This is a genomic window from Corallococcus macrosporus (assembly GCF_017302985.1).
GTDB classification, from domain to species: domain Bacteria; phylum Myxococcota; class Myxococcia; order Myxococcales; family Myxococcaceae; genus Corallococcus; species Corallococcus macrosporus_A.
Genome location: NZ_JAFIMU010000007.1, coordinates 2,335,560 through 2,350,635 on the forward strand (window position 1 = coordinate 2,335,560; position 15,076 = coordinate 2,350,635).

At 69.3% G+C, this 15,076-nt stretch carries 20 protein-coding genes and 1 pseudogene; 14 read left to right on the forward strand and 7 right to left on the reverse strand.

Annotated features, from left to right (window positions below; translation table 11 throughout):
• Nucleotides 1-40 precede the first annotated feature (40 nt).
• A pseudogene (locus tag JYK02_RS39790) lies at nt 41-298 on the forward strand (helix-turn-helix domain-containing protein); the annotation flags it as partial.
• A complete protein-coding gene (locus JYK02_RS39795; RefSeq protein ID WP_347402547.1) occupies nt 277-741 on the forward strand; it encodes a hypothetical protein in 465 nt (154 codons plus the stop codon). The pseudogene JYK02_RS39790 and the gene JYK02_RS39795, both read left to right, overlap by 22 nt.
• Here the strand turns inward: JYK02_RS39795 and JYK02_RS21965 are convergent, their stop codons facing one another.
• The 3 genes from JYK02_RS21965 to JYK02_RS39800 all read right to left on the reverse strand — a co-directional run bounded on the left by JYK02_RS21965 (nt 742) and on the right by JYK02_RS39800 (nt 1,958).
• Complete coding sequence (locus tag JYK02_RS21965; protein WP_207053758.1) at nt 742-1,029, reverse strand: hypothetical protein; 288 nt, start codon at nt 1,027-1,029, stop codon at nt 742-744. It lies immediately after the preceding gene.
• Between the two features lie 129 nt (nt 1,030-1,158).
• Nucleotides 1,159-1,716, reverse strand: a complete 558-nt coding sequence (locus tag JYK02_RS21970) for a hypothetical protein (RefSeq protein WP_242589143.1) — start codon at nt 1,714-1,716, stop codon at nt 1,159-1,161.
• Nucleotides 1,674-1,958: an SDR family NAD(P)-dependent oxidoreductase gene (locus JYK02_RS39800; protein WP_242588839.1), complete on the reverse strand. Its 285-nt coding sequence runs from the start codon at nt 1,956-1,958 to the stop codon at nt 1,674-1,676. The genes JYK02_RS21970 and JYK02_RS39800 overlap by 43 nt, the downstream gene beginning before the upstream one ends.
• A 99-nt stretch (nt 1,959-2,057) precedes the next feature.
• Here JYK02_RS39800 and JYK02_RS21975 point away from each other — a divergent pair, with 99 nt between their 5' ends.
• The 8 genes from JYK02_RS21975 (at nt 2,058) to JYK02_RS22010 (ending at nt 9,054) form a co-directional block, all read left to right on the forward strand.
• Nucleotides 2,058-2,450: a VOC family protein gene (locus JYK02_RS21975; protein ID WP_207053760.1), complete on the forward strand. Its 393-nt coding sequence runs from the start codon at nt 2,058-2,060 to the stop codon at nt 2,448-2,450.
• Between the two features lie 1,726 nt (nt 2,451-4,176).
• Nucleotides 4,177-4,389, forward strand: a complete 213-nt coding sequence (locus JYK02_RS21980) for a hypothetical protein (protein WP_207053762.1) — start codon at nt 4,177-4,179, stop codon at nt 4,387-4,389.
• A 954-nt stretch (nt 4,390-5,343) separates the two neighbouring features.
• Nucleotides 5,344-6,144, forward strand: a complete 801-nt coding sequence (locus JYK02_RS21985; protein WP_242588840.1) for a ParA family protein — start codon at nt 5,344-5,346, stop codon at nt 6,142-6,144.
• Between the two features lie 34 nt (nt 6,145-6,178).
• Entirely contained in the window at nt 6,179-7,087 is a 909-nt protein-coding gene (locus JYK02_RS21990; RefSeq protein WP_207053764.1) for a ParB/RepB/Spo0J family partition protein, read from the forward strand.
• Nucleotides 7,088-7,090: 3 nt separating this feature from the next.
• Nucleotides 7,091-7,537 carry a bactofilin BacM gene (bacM, locus tag JYK02_RS21995; protein WP_014400844.1) on the forward strand — a complete coding sequence of 149 codons (447 nt, stop codon included), beginning with the start codon at nt 7,091-7,093 and terminating at the stop codon, nt 7,535-7,537.
• Nucleotides 7,538-7,539: 2 nt separating this feature from the next.
• Nucleotides 7,540-8,100 carry a hypothetical protein gene (locus tag JYK02_RS22000; RefSeq protein WP_207053766.1) on the forward strand — a complete coding sequence of 187 codons (561 nt, stop codon included), beginning with the start codon at nt 7,540-7,542 and terminating at the stop codon, nt 8,098-8,100.
• Between the two features lie 48 nt (nt 8,101-8,148).
• On the forward strand, nt 8,149-8,598 hold the full coding sequence (locus tag JYK02_RS22005) for a CoA-binding protein (protein ID WP_207053768.1): 450 nt from the start codon (nt 8,149-8,151) through the stop codon (nt 8,596-8,598).
• A 264-nt stretch (nt 8,599-8,862) separates the two neighbouring features.
• Nucleotides 8,863-9,054, forward strand: a complete 192-nt coding sequence (locus JYK02_RS22010) for a hypothetical protein (protein WP_207053770.1) — start codon at nt 8,863-8,865, stop codon at nt 9,052-9,054.
• A gap of 85 nt (nt 9,055-9,139) precedes the next feature.
• Here the strand turns inward: JYK02_RS22010 and egtD are convergent, their stop codons facing one another.
• Nucleotides 9,140-10,162 carry an L-histidine N(alpha)-methyltransferase gene (egtD, locus tag JYK02_RS22015; protein WP_207053772.1) on the reverse strand — a complete coding sequence of 341 codons (1,023 nt, stop codon included), beginning with the start codon at nt 10,160-10,162 and terminating at the stop codon, nt 9,140-9,142.
• A gap of 7 nt (nt 10,163-10,169) precedes the next feature.
• Nucleotides 10,170-11,504: an ergothioneine biosynthesis protein EgtB gene (gene egtB / locus JYK02_RS22020; protein ID WP_207053774.1), complete on the reverse strand. Its 1,335-nt coding sequence runs from the start codon at nt 11,502-11,504 to the stop codon at nt 10,170-10,172.
• Nucleotides 11,505-11,826: 322 nt separating this feature from the next.
• Between egtB and JYK02_RS22025 the strand changes: the two genes are divergently transcribed.
• Complete coding sequence (locus JYK02_RS22025; protein WP_242588841.1) at nt 11,827-12,216, forward strand: response regulator; 390 nt, start codon at nt 11,827-11,829, stop codon at nt 12,214-12,216.
• Nucleotides 12,217-12,231: 15 nt separating this feature from the next.
• Here JYK02_RS22025 and JYK02_RS22030 read toward each other — a convergent pair whose 3' ends face one another.
• Nucleotides 12,232-12,501 carry a hypothetical protein gene (locus JYK02_RS22030; protein WP_207053778.1) on the reverse strand — a complete coding sequence of 90 codons (270 nt, stop codon included), beginning with the start codon at nt 12,499-12,501 and terminating at the stop codon, nt 12,232-12,234.
• 312 nt (nt 12,502-12,813) lie between these two features.
• Between JYK02_RS22030 and JYK02_RS22035 the strand changes: the two genes are divergently transcribed.
• The 3 genes from JYK02_RS22035 (at nt 12,814) to JYK02_RS22045 (ending at nt 14,344) form a co-directional block, all read left to right on the forward strand.
• Nucleotides 12,814-13,323 (forward strand): hypothetical protein, encoded by a 510-nt coding sequence (locus tag JYK02_RS22035; protein WP_207053780.1) that lies wholly within the window; start codon nt 12,814-12,816, stop codon nt 13,321-13,323.
• Nucleotides 13,324-13,449: 126 nt separating this feature from the next.
• Nucleotides 13,450-13,830: a helix-turn-helix domain-containing protein gene (locus JYK02_RS22040; RefSeq protein WP_207053782.1), complete on the forward strand. Its 381-nt coding sequence runs from the start codon at nt 13,450-13,452 to the stop codon at nt 13,828-13,830.
• A gap of 28 nt (nt 13,831-13,858) precedes the next feature.
• A complete protein-coding gene (locus JYK02_RS22045; protein ID WP_207053784.1) occupies nt 13,859-14,344 on the forward strand; it encodes a cupin domain-containing protein in 486 nt (161 codons plus the stop codon).
• An 8-nt stretch (nt 14,345-14,352) separates the two neighbouring features.
• Here JYK02_RS22045 and JYK02_RS22050 read toward each other — a convergent pair whose 3' ends face one another.
• On the reverse strand, nt 14,353-15,066 hold the full coding sequence (locus tag JYK02_RS22050) for an immunity 52 family protein (RefSeq protein ID WP_207053786.1): 714 nt from the start codon (nt 15,064-15,066) through the stop codon (nt 14,353-14,355).
• Nucleotides 15,067-15,076: the final 10 nt, after the last annotated feature.

Genomic DNA, 15,076 nt, shown 5'->3' on the forward strand with positions numbered 1-15,076 from the left:
ACGAACCTGTCCGACAGTCGGACAGGTTTGGAGCCTCCCGATGCGTGGACCCCACCGGAACGGTGATCCGCTCGGGAGGAATGGCCTGACGTTCCACGGCGTGACGGACTCCTCCCGCAGCCCCGGGCGCGCAGAGCTCGCGCGCTTCCTGCGCAGCCGCCGTGAGCGCTTGCGGCCGGAGGACGTGGGACTTCCCTCGGGTTCGCGGCGGCGGACACCGGGACTGCGCCGTGAGGAACTGGCGCGTCTCACCGACGTGGGCGTCAGTTGGTACACGTGGCTGGAGCAGGGGAGGGACATCCACGTCTCGGAGCCGCTGCTGGAGCGCCTGGTGGTCGCGCTCCGCCGGAGGGGCGCAACGCGCTGTGGGCGCTGTTCATGGATCCGGACCGGCGCGCGAGCATGCCCACCTGGGAGGCCGCGGTGCGCCGGGCGGTGGCGGGGTTCCGGCTGGACGCCGCGAGGGCCGCGGACCGCTCCGAGTTCGACGCGCTGGTTGCACAACTTCAGGCCGCGAGCCCGGAGTTCGCGCGCCTCTGGAGCGAGCACGACGTGGTGGAGACTCCCTCCATGTTGAAGGTCATCCTCCTTCCGGAGCTGGGGCCCATCGAGTTCGAGAACGTCACGCTCACGTACTCGGAGCCGGACGGCCGGGAGCTGCGCGTCTCCTTCTATGCGCCGCGTCCCGGGCCTGGCCTGGAGCGCATGCGGAAGCTGTTTCCGCGCTCGGGCGGAGCCTGATCAGGTCCGCGTGTAGCACTGGATGAGCGTCGTCCCAGTCTTGCCACACTGGCTGGCGGATCCGCCGTCATAGCCCCGAGCGACGCACGCCGAGTAGACGTTCATGGGGATCTTGCAGGGGTTGTTCGTGCTGACCCAACGGTAGACGGTCAGCTCCTGCTCGGCCGTACCGAGGTTCGCGGGCGTCTCGGTCGCGGGGGCCTCGTCGATCATGTCGTCCTGGGGACCGCAGCCGACGGCGAGGGTCGTCACGGCGAGCGCGAACGCGAAACGCAGAGTCTTCTTCATGGGATGGCTCCAGTCATGCCCCGGCCGGGGCGATGGGGCGGTGTCCGGCAGGGGGCTCGGACACCGCCGTGTTTCGAGACGGAGCGGATACGTGGTTCGAAAATCCCGGTTACATCGCGGACCCGCGCATCACGGCGTGAAGCGGATGCCGGTCCATGTCTCGCTCGCGGTCCACAGCCGGTCGGCCCGTTTCGGATCCACGGCGTAGGCCTTCACGCCGCGCCGGACGGTGCACTCCGCGGGCGCGACCTCGGCGATGTCGACGTTCTCGCAGTACACGCCACCCATGCCTTTGAGTTGATCACTGGTCGCGCACCACACGGTGGTCGCCGCGCCCTGCTCGGGGGGCTTCAGCGGCTCCAGCTCGTTGGAGTTTTCGATGGAGGCGCGGACCTCGTCCTCGGACATGGACCGGACCAGCTCCGTGAGGATGCCGCCGGGGTGCATGGCGAACGCGCGCACGTGGTGGGCCTCGCCGCGCGCATCGAGCCCGACGGCGAATTGGATGTTCGCGGTCTTCGACTGCCCGTAGGCGACCCACTTGTCGTAGGGGCGCTGGTGGAAGTGCGGGTCCTCGAAGTCGACGTCGGAGAAGAAGTGGCCGCGTGACGACAGGCACACCACGCGCGCGCCGTTCGCCTGCTTCAGCGCGGGCCAGAGCCGGGCAGTGAGCTGGAAGTGGCCCAGGTGGTTGGTGGCGAGCTGGGATTCGAACCCGCGAGCGCGGCGCGGGCCTTGTCGGGAGTCCGGGCGGGAACGATGACGGTGGCACCGGCGGCCTGGAGCGCGCGGGTGGTCTCCAGTCCGATGCCCGCGCAGCCACCGGTCACGATGGCGACCGTGCCGTCCAAGCGGGTGGTGCCCAGCACCTCGCGAGTCGTGGTGGTCGCGCCGAAGCCGGAGTTCAGGGGCTGCTGTTTCGGGGTCATGGGCACAAGGTGCAGCCCCGGGTCCCGCGCGAAAGGAGCGTCAATTCATCCTATGAGTGGCACCACCCGGCTGCGGATCCCGGAAGGGGAGGGCGGTTCATGGACACGGTGAAGCTGCGAGTCGCGAGACCCGCCAGGGACCTGGACGCGGTGGTGCGCTTCTACGGGGACGGGCTGGGCTTCGAGGTGCTCGGCTGGTTCGAGGACCACGCGGGGTTCGACGGCGTGATGCTCGGGCATCCGGGAGCGCCGTATCACCTGGAGTTCACGGTGGAGCGCGGACACGAAGCGCCGCGAGCCCCCACCGAGGACCACCTCCTGGTGTTCTACGTGCCGGATCCGGAAGCGTGGGTGGCGCGGGTCCACCGCATGGAGGCCACGGGCTTCAAGCCGGTGCCGTCACGCAATCCGTACTGGGACGCGAACGGAAGGACCTTCGAGGATCCGGACGGCTACCGCGTCGTGCTTCAACGCGCCGCCTGGTCCCGCTGAAGCGGGTTCAAGGCAGCGCGAGTTCCACGTGGAACACGGGCGGCCTTCAGTCCGCACACGGACCTGTGTGGAAGGACACCGCGATGTTGGAGGTGTCCGGCTTGAAGCGCTTGATGAAGCGCAGGGCAGGGGACCGGGCGCTCATGCGGTCCCGCATGTTCCACGTGGAACACGCCTCGAGAAGAGGCGGCTCTGGTCGCCCAGACTTCGGCTTTGAGCGTGAAGCGCGGCAGGCCGAACGAGAACAGGCAGAAGGAGACGCCACGCTGGCTGCTCGTTCCGCAATCGGCGTGTGAGGCAGGTGCTTCATGGAATTGAGCGCGGACCATGTTCCACGTGGAACGTCCTGCTCGGCGCTGAATGAGCGCAGGTCGTGAGGCACGCTCTTCACCGGATCCGTTGCTTGAGCCAGCAAGGCTCAAGCGAGTTGCCGCAAGGCCGTCGCGGAGAACGGCGTGACGCCGTGAGCGTGTTCCACGTGGAACGTCTGACTGCTTCTTCATCGCCCATGCTGGATGAGGACCAAGCCAACTCACGGACGGTGGCCACATCGGCTCCGCGATGGAGGCATGAACTCGGCTGTGTGAGCCGGTGCTGCATGGGCGTGTTCCACGTGGAACGTCCCACCATGCATCCATCACCTTGTGCCGAACGAAGCCGAAGCCAACGCACGGTTCGCGGACCGCATCGGATGCGCGCAACGCGAATAACGGTGACGCCGCTCACAAGCAGATGCCGTGTGATGTGAGCGTGTTCCACGTGGAACGCCCTGCCGTGCCTCCATGGCTTCGTGCTGGATGGGCCCGAGCCAACTCACGAACGGTGGCCCCATCAGGTCATCGGATCCGCGATGCGGCATGAGCGTGTTGATGTGAGGTAGCGCTTCATGAGCGTGTTCCACGTGGAACGTCCTGCCGTGCACCCCTCGCCTCGTGCTGGATGGGCCTGCGCAACTCAACGAACGAGGCCCGTGGAGAAGGACGCTGGTTCGTTGGCTGATGCCGCGTGCGCGTGTTCCACGTGGAACGTCGTGACTGATCAGCACCAAGCGATGGCGGATGAGCTCATGTCGCGACACGAGTAGGGGCCACGCTGGATGCCGGACTGACGCCTCATCGTGCACCTATTGAGGAGCGGGCGTGTTCCACGTGGAACGTCCTGCCGAGGCCTCACCAACTGCTGGTAGCCGGGACCCTTGTCGCGACACGGGTAGGGGCCACGCTGGATGCCGGACTGCCGCCTCCTCGATGCGCGTGCCCGTGTTCCACGTGGAACGTCGTGCCGGATCCTCACCAAGCAATGGCGGACGAGTCCATGTCGCGGCACGCGTTGGGACCACGGCGGATAACGGACTGGCGCCTCATCGTGCGCGCGTCGATGCGCGGGCGTGTTCCACGTGGAACGTCGGACCTGGGCGAAGCGCCTTCAACGACGCGGCTCCGGGAAGCGCGGAAGAGATGCCGTCGGGTCGTTCATGTGAAGCGCCTCGCCAGCGCTGCTCGCGGGGGTAAGAGCAGCGGACCTCTCGACGTCCGCATGAGCGTTGAGCACGTGAGGCGATGCGGCTTCAGCAGGTCGTGCCAGAGGCTGAGCAGTGATGGCGTCGGGTCGTTCATCGCTGCGTGGTGAGCGCAGTCGCTTGGGGCGTGTTCCACGTGGAACGCCCAACCACTGGACTGGAGGCAGCGGCATCGCCACGGTCCCGCTACCTCCGTGATGCGCGACCTTGAACGCGGTGTTCGTCGCGCGCGATGTGCAATGGGTGGAAGTCTCAAGATGCGGTCTTCAAGAAGCGCGGCTCCGCGAACTGAAGCCTGACAGCACCTGCCGATGGCTTCAGTCGACCGCGCCGTCGTTCTGCGTGAACGGCCGTCCTTCCATGCGGCTCGTCCGGCGCCGTGAAGCGGGACATCGCATCCGCGACCTGTCCGGGTGCTGAGCCGCGACGATGAGGTTCGCGCCGCGCGCTGGTTCACGCATCCGATGGAGTGCTCCTCAAAAACCGCCAGCCCACGAAACGGAGTCGGGGCCGGTGGAGGCATGCGCCACGCGTGGTGGCTCGCGCGTCCAATGGGGTGCTGCTCAGAAACCGCCAGCTTACGAAATGGAGTCGGGCTGGGTGCCGAGCAGTGACGACGCGGCATGTGCTCGCGTGGTGGTTCGCGAATCCGGTGACGTGCTCTTCAGGAACCGCCAACCGTCGCAACGACGCCGGACCGGATGCCGAACCGCGATGATGGAGACCGGCTCATCCGGTGATGCACTCACCAGGAACCGCCACCCCACCAAGCGGAGCTGGCACGGTGGGGTTGATGCACCGGTGCGTGTTCCACGTGGAACGGCGGGACGGTCAGTGCCCACTCAAATCCGGGAGCGATGGCCGACCTGTCGCCGCGGCGGTCGTGGCCATCGCGGCACCGCGCACACTGACCTCGGTCCCGCGAAAGCGCGGAGTGGGCCAGGGCGGTTGAATGGCGCGTCGGACCGGCGGCCAACCAATGCGCGGTTCTCAGGCGGTCACTCAAAACAGGTGATGGGGCGAGCCCATGAAAAGCGAATGAGGCCCGCGCGTTCCACGTGAAACGGCGGACCCGAAAATCGCCGGGGCCTGAATCCGGACTTCACCCCGCGCGACCCCCCGAAAAAACCAACCACCCGCCGGAATCCATCGCCACGAGCAGCCGGGCAGGCACGCTTCGACCCCCTCCTTCGCGCCTATTCCCGCCACCCAGAGGCCCCCGAGCGAGGGGCCGGGCAGCGGGTGCCGCCTGCTCGCGGATGGGAAATTGATCCGTCCTCGAACCCCGTGCTAGCTGCCTGATCAGGCTCCGATTCGCGCGCACGTCCGCGCGAACCGCGGGCGGGGCCCTGGCGTCAGCCGGGGCGAGAGAGGATGGGCCACGTGGGTCGTATCATCTGCATCTCCAACCAGAAGGGCGGCGTGGGAAAGACCACCACCGCCATCAACCTCGCCGCGAGCCTCGCGTCCGCGGAACGCCGCACCCTGCTGGTGGACATGGACCCCCAGGGCAACGCCGGCAGCGGCCTGGGCCTCAAGCGAGACGCCCTCAACGGCACCGTCTACGACGCGCTCCTCGGCGGCCGCCCCGCCTCCGAGCTCATCCACCCCACCGAGCTGCGCTTCCTCCAGGTCATCCCCGCCACGCCCGACCTCACCGGCGCGGAGGTCGAACTCGTCAACCAGGAGCGCCGCGAGTTCCGCCTGCGCGAAGCCCTGCTGCCGCTCAAGGACAAGTACGACTACATCATCATCGACTGTCCGCCCTCGCTCGGCCTGCTGACGCTCAACGCGCTGGTGTCCGCGGACTCCGTCCTCATCCCGCTCCAGTGCGAGTACTACGCGCTGGAAGGCCTGTCCCAACTCACGCACACCATCGACCTGGTCAAGCAGGGGCTCAACCCCTCGCTGAAGATGGAAGGCATCCTGCTGACCATGTTCGACGCGCGCGCGAACATCGCGCACCAGGTCGTCGACGAGGTGCGCGGCTACTTCAAGGACCAGGTCTTCCAGGCCGTCGTGCCGCGCAACGTGCGCCTGTCCGAGTGCCCGTCCTTCGGCAAGCCGATCATCCTCTATGACATCAAGTCGAAGGGCTGCGAGAGCTACCTGGCGCTCGGGCGCGAGCTGATGCGCCGGGACTCCCCCAAGCCGTCCAAGCGCCGGGTCGCCTGACCGGTCTCCTCCTTATTAGGGGTACCCCTCCATCGTGCAGAAGACCGCAGACACCCAGAAGCGCGCCCTGGGCCGGGGCCTGTCCGCCCTCATCCCCCAGGCCGCCCCCGCCGCTCCGGCGCCCGCCGCTCCGCCGCCGAAGCCCGGCGTGCTCAAGCTGGCCATCGAGTCCATCCACCGCGACCCGCAGCAGCCCCGCCGCCACTTCGACGAGACGAAGCTCCACGAGCTCACCGAGTCCATCAAGGCGCAGGGCCTGCTCCAGCCCATCCTCGTCCGCAAGAACCCGAACAAGGGCGGCGAGGGCTACCTCATCATCGCGGGCGAGCGCCGCTGGCGCGCGTCCCAGGCCGCGGGGCTGAAAGAGATCCCCGCCATCGTGCGAGAGGTCACGGAGGCGGAGTCCTTCGAGCTGGCCCTGGTGGAGAACCTCCAGCGCGCGGACTTGAACCCCATTGAAGAGGCGGACGGCTACCGGCGCCTGGTGGAGGAGTTCAAGCTCACGCAGGAGCAGGTGGCCCAGAAGGTGGGCAAGGAGCGCTCCACCGTCGCGAACGCGCTGCGCCTGCTGGCCCTGCCCCCGGACGTGAAGGCCATGGTGGCGGACGGGTCGCTGAGCATGGGCCACGCGCGCGCGCTGCTCGGCGTGCCCCGGCTGCCGGAGCTCCAGAACCTGGCGAAGCAGGTGACGGAGAAGAAGCTGTCCGTGCGCGACACGGAGCGGCTGGTCCAGCAGGGCAAGTCCGCGAAGGGCGGCAAGGACGCAGGAAAGCCGGCGCCCAAGGTGAGCCCGCAGGTGAAGGCGCTCACCGAGGAGCTGCAGCGTCGGTTGGGAACAAAGGTCCGTCTGTCGGAGAAAAGCCCGGGAAAAGGCACCCTGGAAGTCGACTTCTTCTCCTACGATGACCTCGACAGGCTGTTGAAGCTTCTGAGGAAGGAGTAGGGCGTGGCGCTCCTTGGCGGGAAGAAAGACGAAGCACCCAGCAAGCCCCTGTTCAAACGGGAGGAGGATTTCGTGTCGACGCGTCCGGGTGAGGTTCACACGCTTCTGGGCAAGGGAAGCGAGTTCGAGGGGAAGCTCACCTTCGAAGGTCAGGTTCGAATCGACGGCAAGTTCAACGGGCAGATTGTCACCAAGGACGTGCTCGTCATTGGCGACGGCGCCCGCGTGCAGGCGGAGATCCAGGCCGGCACCGTCATCATCAACGGCACCGTGGAAGGCAACGTGCGCGCCACGCAGCTCATCGAGCTGAAGCAGCCGGGCCGCGTGAAGGGCAACCTGGAGACGCCGTCGCTCTCCATGGACCGCGGCGTCATCTTCGAGGGCTCCCTCAAGATGGAGAACATCGGCAAGGGCGGCGGCAACCCGCCCCCGCCCGGAGAGAAGAAGTAACGGTGCGCGTGTTCGCGTCCAACGCGAGGCGGACCCCGAGGCTCCTGGGCCTCGGGCTCGTCTCGCTCGGCGTCCTGTTCGGCGGCTGCAAGGGCTGCTCGGACGAGAAGCCGTCCGTCGAAGGGATGACGGAGGACGCGGGGCTGCGCTCGGGCGTGAAGGTGCCGCTGCCGCCGGGCTGGTCCGCGCAGGTGGCCACCGACGGCAGCTTCCAGGCGGGCCCTCCCGGCCGCCCGGCGCTGCGTGTGGATTTGAAGCCGGGGCAGGGGGAGGAGATGCCCTCCTCGGAGAAGCTGGCGGACACCGTCCGTCAGCAGATGAAGCAGTTCACGCTGTCACTGGACCAGGAAGAGGACACCCCTTCCTTCTCCCTGCTGCGCGTGACCATGGCCCCGTCCCTGACGGACGGCGGTCTGGGCCCGGAGGCGCCCGCGTTCTTCGGCGCCCGGCGCGTGGGGGACGACCTGTTCCTCTGCGCCAGCCTGCCCGGCGCTTCCACCGAGGAAGTCCGCCTGGCCACCGAGGCCTGCCGTACCATCCAGGTGCAGGCCGCGCCCCGCTGAGCGTCTCACCCGGGCTCGCGGCCTCCTTTGAAGAAGGAGCGCGAACCCATGGACGACTGGCGCAAGAATCTCATCGAAGACGCGGCGGGCATCGACGCGTTGCTCGCGCGCACGAAGCGCATCGCCGTGCTGGGCATCCGTCCGGAAGCCCAGGCGGACAAGCCCGCGCACGCCATCCCGAAGTTCCTCAAGGACCACGGCTTCACCGTGCTGCCCGTGCCCACGCACGGCGAGCAGGGGAGCATCCTGGGTGAGCCCATTTCCGCGTCGGTGAAGGACGTGCCCGGCGAAGTGGATGTGGTGGAGGTGTTCCTCCGGCCGGACGACATCAACGCGCACGTGGACGCGATGCTGGAGAAGAAGCCGTATGCCGTCTGGTTCCAGCTGGGCATCCGCAATGACGCCGCGGCCGAGCGGCTGGCCCGCGCGGGGATCCGCGTGGTGCAGGACCACTGCATGAAGGTGGAGTGGAAGAAGCGCCACCCGGAAGGCCGATAAGCGACAGCGGTGGGGGGCTCGGGAACGTCCTGCGCGTCCCGGGTGTCCCCATTACGTGAGACGGGTGATGTTTCTGGCGACTGGCACGGGGAGGGGATGGACTTCGGGACCGGCCCGGGGTGCAATTCCGTCCACGCCCTGTCAGCTGAGGTCTCCAGGACTTCCCCAAAGCCGTCCGACTTCCTAACCTTAGCTTCCCGGCCTGTGTCGAGCGCCCGCCCGGCCCTGGCCTTCACGCTGTGCCCCCTCGTAAGGAGTCCGCGCATGACGCTCACCGAGATGCTTCCCCTCCCCCTGGCCGCCGTGGAGATCGGGCCCCTGGGTGAGCAGCTAGCAGCGGCGGGGGGCCTGGTCATCACCGCGGCGGCGGCGTTCTGGGCGGCGTGGACGCGCCCGTCGCAGCAGCCGGCCCCGGTGCCGGTGCCCGTGCGCCGCAATCCGCCGCGCCGCCGCTAGGCATCTCCCGCGGCACCCGTCGTCGAAGTTCCGTCTTCGGGCCCTGGCCCGGCGCGCTGGAAGGCAGCGCCGGGCGGCCCCCGTCTCAGCGCTTCATCGCCAGCGAAAGCGCGAAGTCTCCGTCCGCGTCCGTCCACCACGCGGCCAGGTCGAGGCCCGCGTCGCTGAGCTCCGCCTGCACCTGCTCGCGACAGAACTTGCAGCTCACCTCCGTGCGCAGACATTCGCCTTGCGCGAAGTCCACGCGCCGCCCCAGGTCCGCCAGCCACACGGACTGGGCCTTGCGTGAGATGAGCCGCATCTCGATCCACTTGTTCGCTTCGTCGAACGGGGCCAGGTGCTCGAAGGCCTCCGGGTCGAAGTCCGCGTTCAGCTCGCGGTTGAGCACGCGCAGCACGTTGCGGTTGAAGTCCGCCGTCACGCCCGCGCTGTCGTTGTAGGCGGCGAAGAGGCGCTCGCGGTCCTTGATGAGGTCCGTCCCCAGCAGGAGCCCATCCCCCGGCTTCAGTCCCGACGCCAGCTCCCGCAGGAACAGCGCGCGCTGCGCGGGCTTCAGGTTGCCGATGGTGCCGCCCAGAAAGGCGATGAGCCGGCGGCCGCCGCCCGGGATGCGGCCCAGGTGCTGCTCGAAGTCGCCCACCACCGCGTGCACGGTGATGCGCGGGTACTCGCGCGACAGGCTCTCCGCCGCCTTGCGCAGGAAGGCCTCGCTCACGTCGAAGGGCACGAAGCGCTGGAGCTGTCCGGCCGCGTCCATCGCGTCCAGCAAGAGGCGCGTCTTCTCACTGGTGCCGCTGCCCAGCTCCACCAGCGTGTCCGCGCCGCTCAGCCGCGCGACGTCGTCCGCGTGGGCGCGCAGGATCTCCCGCTCGCGGCGCGTCGGGTAGTACTCCGGCAGGCGGGTGATGTCGTCGAAGAGCTGGCTGCCGCGCTCGTCGTAGAGCCACTTGGGGCTCAGCTCCTTGGGGCCGTGGCACAGCCCCTCCAGCACCTCGGCGCGCAGCGCGCGCTGCGCGTCCCCGGGCCTCACGTGCACGTCCACCTTCACGCCCGGCGCCTGGGAGCCGTCCGCGACGCGTGCCTCGCCCTGCTCCGTCCTCATCCTCATGCGACCCTCACCTCACGTCCCGTGCACAGCGAAAGCCGGCGAAGATCTGTCGCCGGATGGGGAAATCCCAGTTGCGGAAGCTGTTGCGCACCGCGACCGGCGCGCTCGCCCAGGCGCCGCCGCGCAGCACCTTGGACGTGTCACCGAAGAAGACCTCCGAGTACTCGCGGTACGGGAAGGCCCGGAAGCCCGCGTACGGCTGGAAGTCGCTGGCGGTCCATTCCCAGACGTCGCCCAGGAGGCCGAAGACGCCGTCCGCGCTGCGCCCCGCGGGGTGGCTGCCCACGGGCGACGGGCCCCAGCGCGTCCCGCCCAGGTTGGCGTGCGCGTCCGTGGGCACGGCATCGCCCCAGGGGTGCGCGCGCGGGACGCCGTCACTGCCCTGCGCGGCCTTCTCCCACTCGGCCTCCGTGGGCAGGCGCTTGCCGGCCCAGCGCGCGTACGCGTCCGCCTCGTACCAGGACACGTGCTGCACGGGTTCGTCCTTGGGCAGCCGCTCCACGGTGCCGAAGCGGCGGCGCAGCCAGACGTGCTGACCCTGAGGACTCCAGAAGAGGGGATGGCGGATCCGCTCCGCCTGCACCCACGCGAAGCCCTTCGGGTCCCACCAGCGCGGGTCCTCGTAGCCGCCGGACTCCACGAACACGAGGAAGTCCCCCGTGGTGACGGGGTGCGCGTCCAGGAGGAAGGGCGCCACGTCCACGACGTGCCGGGGGCGCTCGTTGTCGTAGGCCCACGGGTCGTCGCTGCCCAGGCGCACCGGGCCGCCCGGGATGAAGACCTCGTGCTGGGGCACCGCGCCGGGCTGGGGGCGCGGGGCCTCCACCGGGTGGTACTCCACGTTCGTGATCAGTTGCAGCGTGGCGGCCAGCGTCTCCGCGTGCTGCTGCGCGTGCTGCGCCACCATGCCGAAGACGAAGCCGCCGTGGAGCAGCGGATCCGCGCTGTCCTCGGGCAGCGTCTCCAGGTGCGCGGCCACCGCAGCGCGCACGCGGGTGGCGTAGGCCCAGGCCGCCTCCGGCTCCAGCAGGGGCAGCGTGGCGCGCGTGTTCCGGGGGTGGCGGAAGGCGTCGTAGATGGCGTCGAACGCGGGGTCCGTGAAGGCCGGAGCCCCCAGCGCGCGCAAGAGCCACTGCTCCTCGTAATTGGCCACGTGGGCCACGTCCCACACCAGCGGGGACATGAGCGGCGAGTGCTGCCGCATCAGCTCCGCTTCCGGCAGCGGCGCGAGCATGGCCTGGATGCGTTCGCGCCCCGCCTCCAGCTCCCGCCAGGCACGGACCTTCCAGGGCGTGGCCTCGCGGACACGGGGGATTGGCTGCTCCAGGCTCCTCAGCGACATGGTCGGCCCAAGGTAGGAAGGGGCTCCGGGGCCCGCTAACCCCCCGGGCCCCCCGAGTGGAGGAACCCGTGAGGGAGCACACGTTTGCGAGCCCGCTTCCCCTCCGGGTTGACCCGCAGTCCTAATCAGCGGGGCGGACCCTGTCGGCGAATTCTGGACTGAAAGGTTCGTTTTTGCCCAAACGACGCTGCCGGAGCACGGCTCCCGAACCGCCCGGCGTGGCCGCCCCGGCACCGGGTGAGTCCTTCTCCAGGGCAGACATTTGTCCACCAGTCGTCGGGGTTTCCCGGGAAGGCATGTCCGTATGGGGGAGGGGGTCTCTATGCTGCGGGACATGGTCCAGCCCGTGCCGCACAAGCCCGTGCTCGTGGTGGAGGACGACGAGGATGCTCGCGCCGCCATCGCCGAAATCCTGGAAGCCGAAGGCTACGAGGTGGCCGTCGCCGCCAACGGCCGCGAGGCCCTGGACGAGCTCCAGCACCTGCCGCCGCCCAGCCTCATCCTGCTGGACCTGCGCATGCCGGTGATGGACGGCCCGGAGTTCCTGCGCCACCTGCGCGCGGACTGGCCCCGGCTCAAGGCCGTGCCGGTGCTGCTGCTGTCGGGCGTGGGGACGGAGGCGCTGCCGGACACGGGGGGCCTGTTGAAGAAGCCCATCGTCCCGGACGAGCTCGTGGCCACCGTGGGGCGGCTGTCCGGCCGCACCGCGTGACACAGGACCGCGGGGTCAGCCCACCCGCGTCACCGCGAGCAGCGTGAGCGTGCTGGCGCGCGGGTCCTTCTCGTAGAGCAGCTCCAGGTCGTGGCCCTCCACGCGGTGCCGCGCGGGCCCCGCCACCGAGTCGTGCTGCTTCGACCGCTCCGCCAACCGCGCCAGGGTCTGTTGCAGGGCCTCGAAGGTCTCCGAGGACATGCGCCCCACTTCACGCCACGCAGGCGGCGCGTAGTGGACGCGGTAGGGCAGGACCAGGCGGTTTCTTGCGGAAGACTGGGACACGGGTTCGGTTCCTCGACGCACCTCCGCTCTTGCGAACCGCGTGCCTGCCCGTGGGTGCCGGGAATTCCGGGCACTTTCGCGGTGGGTCATCGCCGACGTCTGAAGAAGTTACGGACTCGTCCAAATCGTAGGGGAAGAAATGACTGTCCGTACGGCAGGTCTGGAAGGGGGATGACAGGGCCCCTGTCCGCCCGTCCGGGTGGGGCTGGGGCGGGCCACCGGTGCGGGGTGCTGCCCCCTTCGGCGCGGGGTGCGCAGCGTTGAACAGACGGGCCCGCTTCCGGCGCCCGCGCCCCCCAAGGAGGCACACCCATGGCGCCGAGGACATCCACCCCCTGGTCGGTGACGAACGGGCTGCTGTTTGGCCTGGCGGCGGGCGTGTTGCTGGCGCTGGCCCAGACGGCGCTGGCGGTGGCCGCGGGCGAGGGGCCGCTCGTGCCGGTGCGGATGAGCGCGGCGGTGCTCTTGGGGCCGCAGGCCTTCACGCCGCAGGTGTCCACGGCGGTGGCGGTGGCGGTGGGGCTGGGGGTGCACCTGGTGGCCGCGGCGGGCTGGGGCGTCGTGTATTCGCTGCTGGACGCGATGCTGCCGGTGGACGGGCGGGGGCGCTGGGAGTTCCAGGCGGCGGTGGGGATGCTCTTCGGCATCTTCGTGTGGCTGGTGGACTTCCAGTTGCTGGCGCGCGGCTACTTCCCCTGGTTCCTGAGCGTCCCGCAGTTCCTCCAGATTGTGTGGCACGCGCTGTTCCTGGGGCTGCCCCTGGCGCTGCTGTTCACGGCGGCCGAGCGCCGGCGCTCGCCCGTGGCGGAACCCACGCCCTGAGAGGGGTCCGGCCCCTGGCGGGAGGTGGGAAAAAACGCCAGAGGTAAGGTGACATGACCCGACCTTCAGGGTTATGCCCTTCGGACGAGGCCATGGAGGCGCTTCGCACCGGGGACTGGCAAGGGCATGGACACTGAACTGGCGGGAATCCTCGGGGCGGCGGCACGGAACGTGCGGGTGAAGCTGGGCCTGACGCAGGCGGACGTGGCGGACCGCATCGGCATGGCGTCGGAGGTGTATGGCCGGCTGGAGCGCGGCCACATGCTGCCGAGCGTCCAGAACCTGCGCCGGCTGTGCGTCGTCCTGAACATCCCGCCGCACGACCTGCTGGGCCTGGGGGACGAGTTCGCGGCCCCGCCGCCGAAGGAGAAGCCCCGGCCGCGCGGTGACGAAGAGGTGCCGGAGATGCGGCGGCTGATGCGCAACCTGCGGCGGCTGACGCCGGTGCAGTTGAAGCTGATGAACCTGGTGGCGTCCGCGATGCAGCAGCAGAAGAAGAAGCCCTGAGAGGGCGCGGCGTTAGACTGGGCTCACCATGGTCGAAGAGCTGGTGCGCAGGCTGGACCTCAAGCCCCACCCGGAGGGCGGCTACTACCGGGAGACGTACCGGGCGGCGTTCCAGGTGCAGACGCTCCGGGGGCGCAGGTCCGCGGGGACGGCCATCTACTACCTCCTGCAGCGGGGCGAGTTCTCCGCGTGGCACCGGGTGGTGGGCGCGGACGAGCTGTGGCTGTTCCACGACGGGGAGCCGCTGGCGTTGCACCTGGTGCACGAGGACGGCCGGCTGGAGTCCACAGTGCTGGGCCGTGACGTGACGCGGGGCCATCAGCCGCAGGTGCTGGTGCCGGCGGGGGTGCTGCAGGCGGCGGAGCCGCTGGGCGCGTACACGCTGGTGGGCTGCACGGTGTCGCCGGGGTTCGACTTCGCGGACTTCGAATTGCCGGACGCGGAGGCGATGGTGTCCCGCCACCCCACGCACGAACTGCTGCTGCGAAGGCTGGCCCGGCCCGCGAAGCGCTGACGCGCGGTTCAGGTGCCCCAGGGGCGCAGGGGCGTGAGCAGCCCCGCGGCCTGGAGGCGCGCCTGCACGTCGGCGGCGAGGGCGACGTGGTCCGGGTTGGAGGCGGAGAATTTCTCCTGCGTGAGGGTGATGAGCGTGCCCCGGTCTGGCAGGTGCTCCACCTGGACGGGGGAGGGCAGCGGAGGCACGGGCCCGCGGAAGTCGGCGAGGTAGGTGACCCAGCCGACGAAGGTGCCGGAAGGGGATGCTGCCACAAGGTCCCGGTGCTGTTCAGAGGTCGCCAGGGCGAATTCGGGTTGCCATGTGAGCGCCATGGCACGCACCACGCGGGTCATGACAGGCGCGGTCAGCACCCGCTCCGCGACTGGGCCTCGGGCCGGCGGTTCCAGCACGCAGACTGAGTTCACATGGGAGGAGGATCCTCCGCAGAAGCCGTTGACCGCAGAGGTCTCGTCTTCGTTCTCGCCCGCCCAGAGCCAGAAGTTGGAGCTGCCGCGAAAACGGTTGCCCTTCCGGCCGAGGAGGCTCGCCAGTATCAGCGCATCCGTCTGGACCTGAAGCTTGCGAGCCTCTTCGTACGAGTCAGCCGCTTCATGCCAGCGGTCCCATGAGGGCTCGAGCGGGCCAAGCTCCCGGAGGAAGGCTTCCAGGTGCCGGGCGCAGGCCTCCACAGGCTCGGGCCGGGCCAGCCAGTAGCAGCCCGCGTAGTACGTCTCGGTCATGGCGCGGGCT

What these genes read in the sequence shown, in the direction of transcription:
- JYK02_RS21965 (WP_207053758.1), bottom strand. Translation starts at nt 1,029, where the DNA reads ATGAAGAAGACTCTGCGTTTCGCGTTCGCGCTCGCCGTGACGACCCTC.
- JYK02_RS39800 (WP_242588839.1), bottom strand. Translation starts at nt 1,958, where the DNA reads ATGACCCCGAAACAGCAGCCCCTGAACTCCGGCTTCGGCGCGACCACC.
- JYK02_RS21975 (WP_207053760.1), top strand. Translation starts at nt 2,058, where the DNA reads ATGGACACGGTGAAGCTGCGAGTCGCGAGACCCGCCAGGGACCTGGAC.
- JYK02_RS21985 (WP_242588840.1), top strand. Translation starts at nt 5,344, where the DNA reads ATGGGCCACGTGGGTCGTATCATCTGCATCTCCAACCAGAAGGGCGGC.
- JYK02_RS22005 (WP_207053768.1), top strand. Translation starts at nt 8,149, where the DNA reads ATGGACGACTGGCGCAAGAATCTCATCGAAGACGCGGCGGGCATCGAC.
- JYK02_RS22010 (WP_207053770.1), top strand. Translation starts at nt 8,863, where the DNA reads ATGACGCTCACCGAGATGCTTCCCCTCCCCCTGGCCGCCGTGGAGATC.
- egtD (WP_207053772.1), bottom strand. Translation starts at nt 10,162, where the DNA reads ATGAGGATGAGGACGGAGCAGGGCGAGGCACGCGTCGCGGACGGCTCC.
- egtB (WP_207053774.1), bottom strand. Translation starts at nt 11,504, where the DNA reads ATGTCGCTGAGGAGCCTGGAGCAGCCAATCCCCCGTGTCCGCGAGGCC.
- JYK02_RS22025 (WP_242588841.1), top strand. Translation starts at nt 11,827, where the DNA reads ATGCTGCGGGACATGGTCCAGCCCGTGCCGCACAAGCCCGTGCTCGTG.
- JYK02_RS22035 (WP_207053780.1), top strand. Translation starts at nt 12,814, where the DNA reads ATGGCGCCGAGGACATCCACCCCCTGGTCGGTGACGAACGGGCTGCTG.
- JYK02_RS22040 (WP_207053782.1), top strand. Translation starts at nt 13,450, where the DNA reads ATGGACACTGAACTGGCGGGAATCCTCGGGGCGGCGGCACGGAACGTG.
- JYK02_RS22045 (WP_207053784.1), top strand. Translation starts at nt 13,859, where the DNA reads ATGGTCGAAGAGCTGGTGCGCAGGCTGGACCTCAAGCCCCACCCGGAG.
- JYK02_RS22050 (WP_207053786.1), bottom strand. Translation starts at nt 15,066, where the DNA reads ATGACCGAGACGTACTACGCGGGCTGCTACTGGCTGGCCCGGCCCGAG.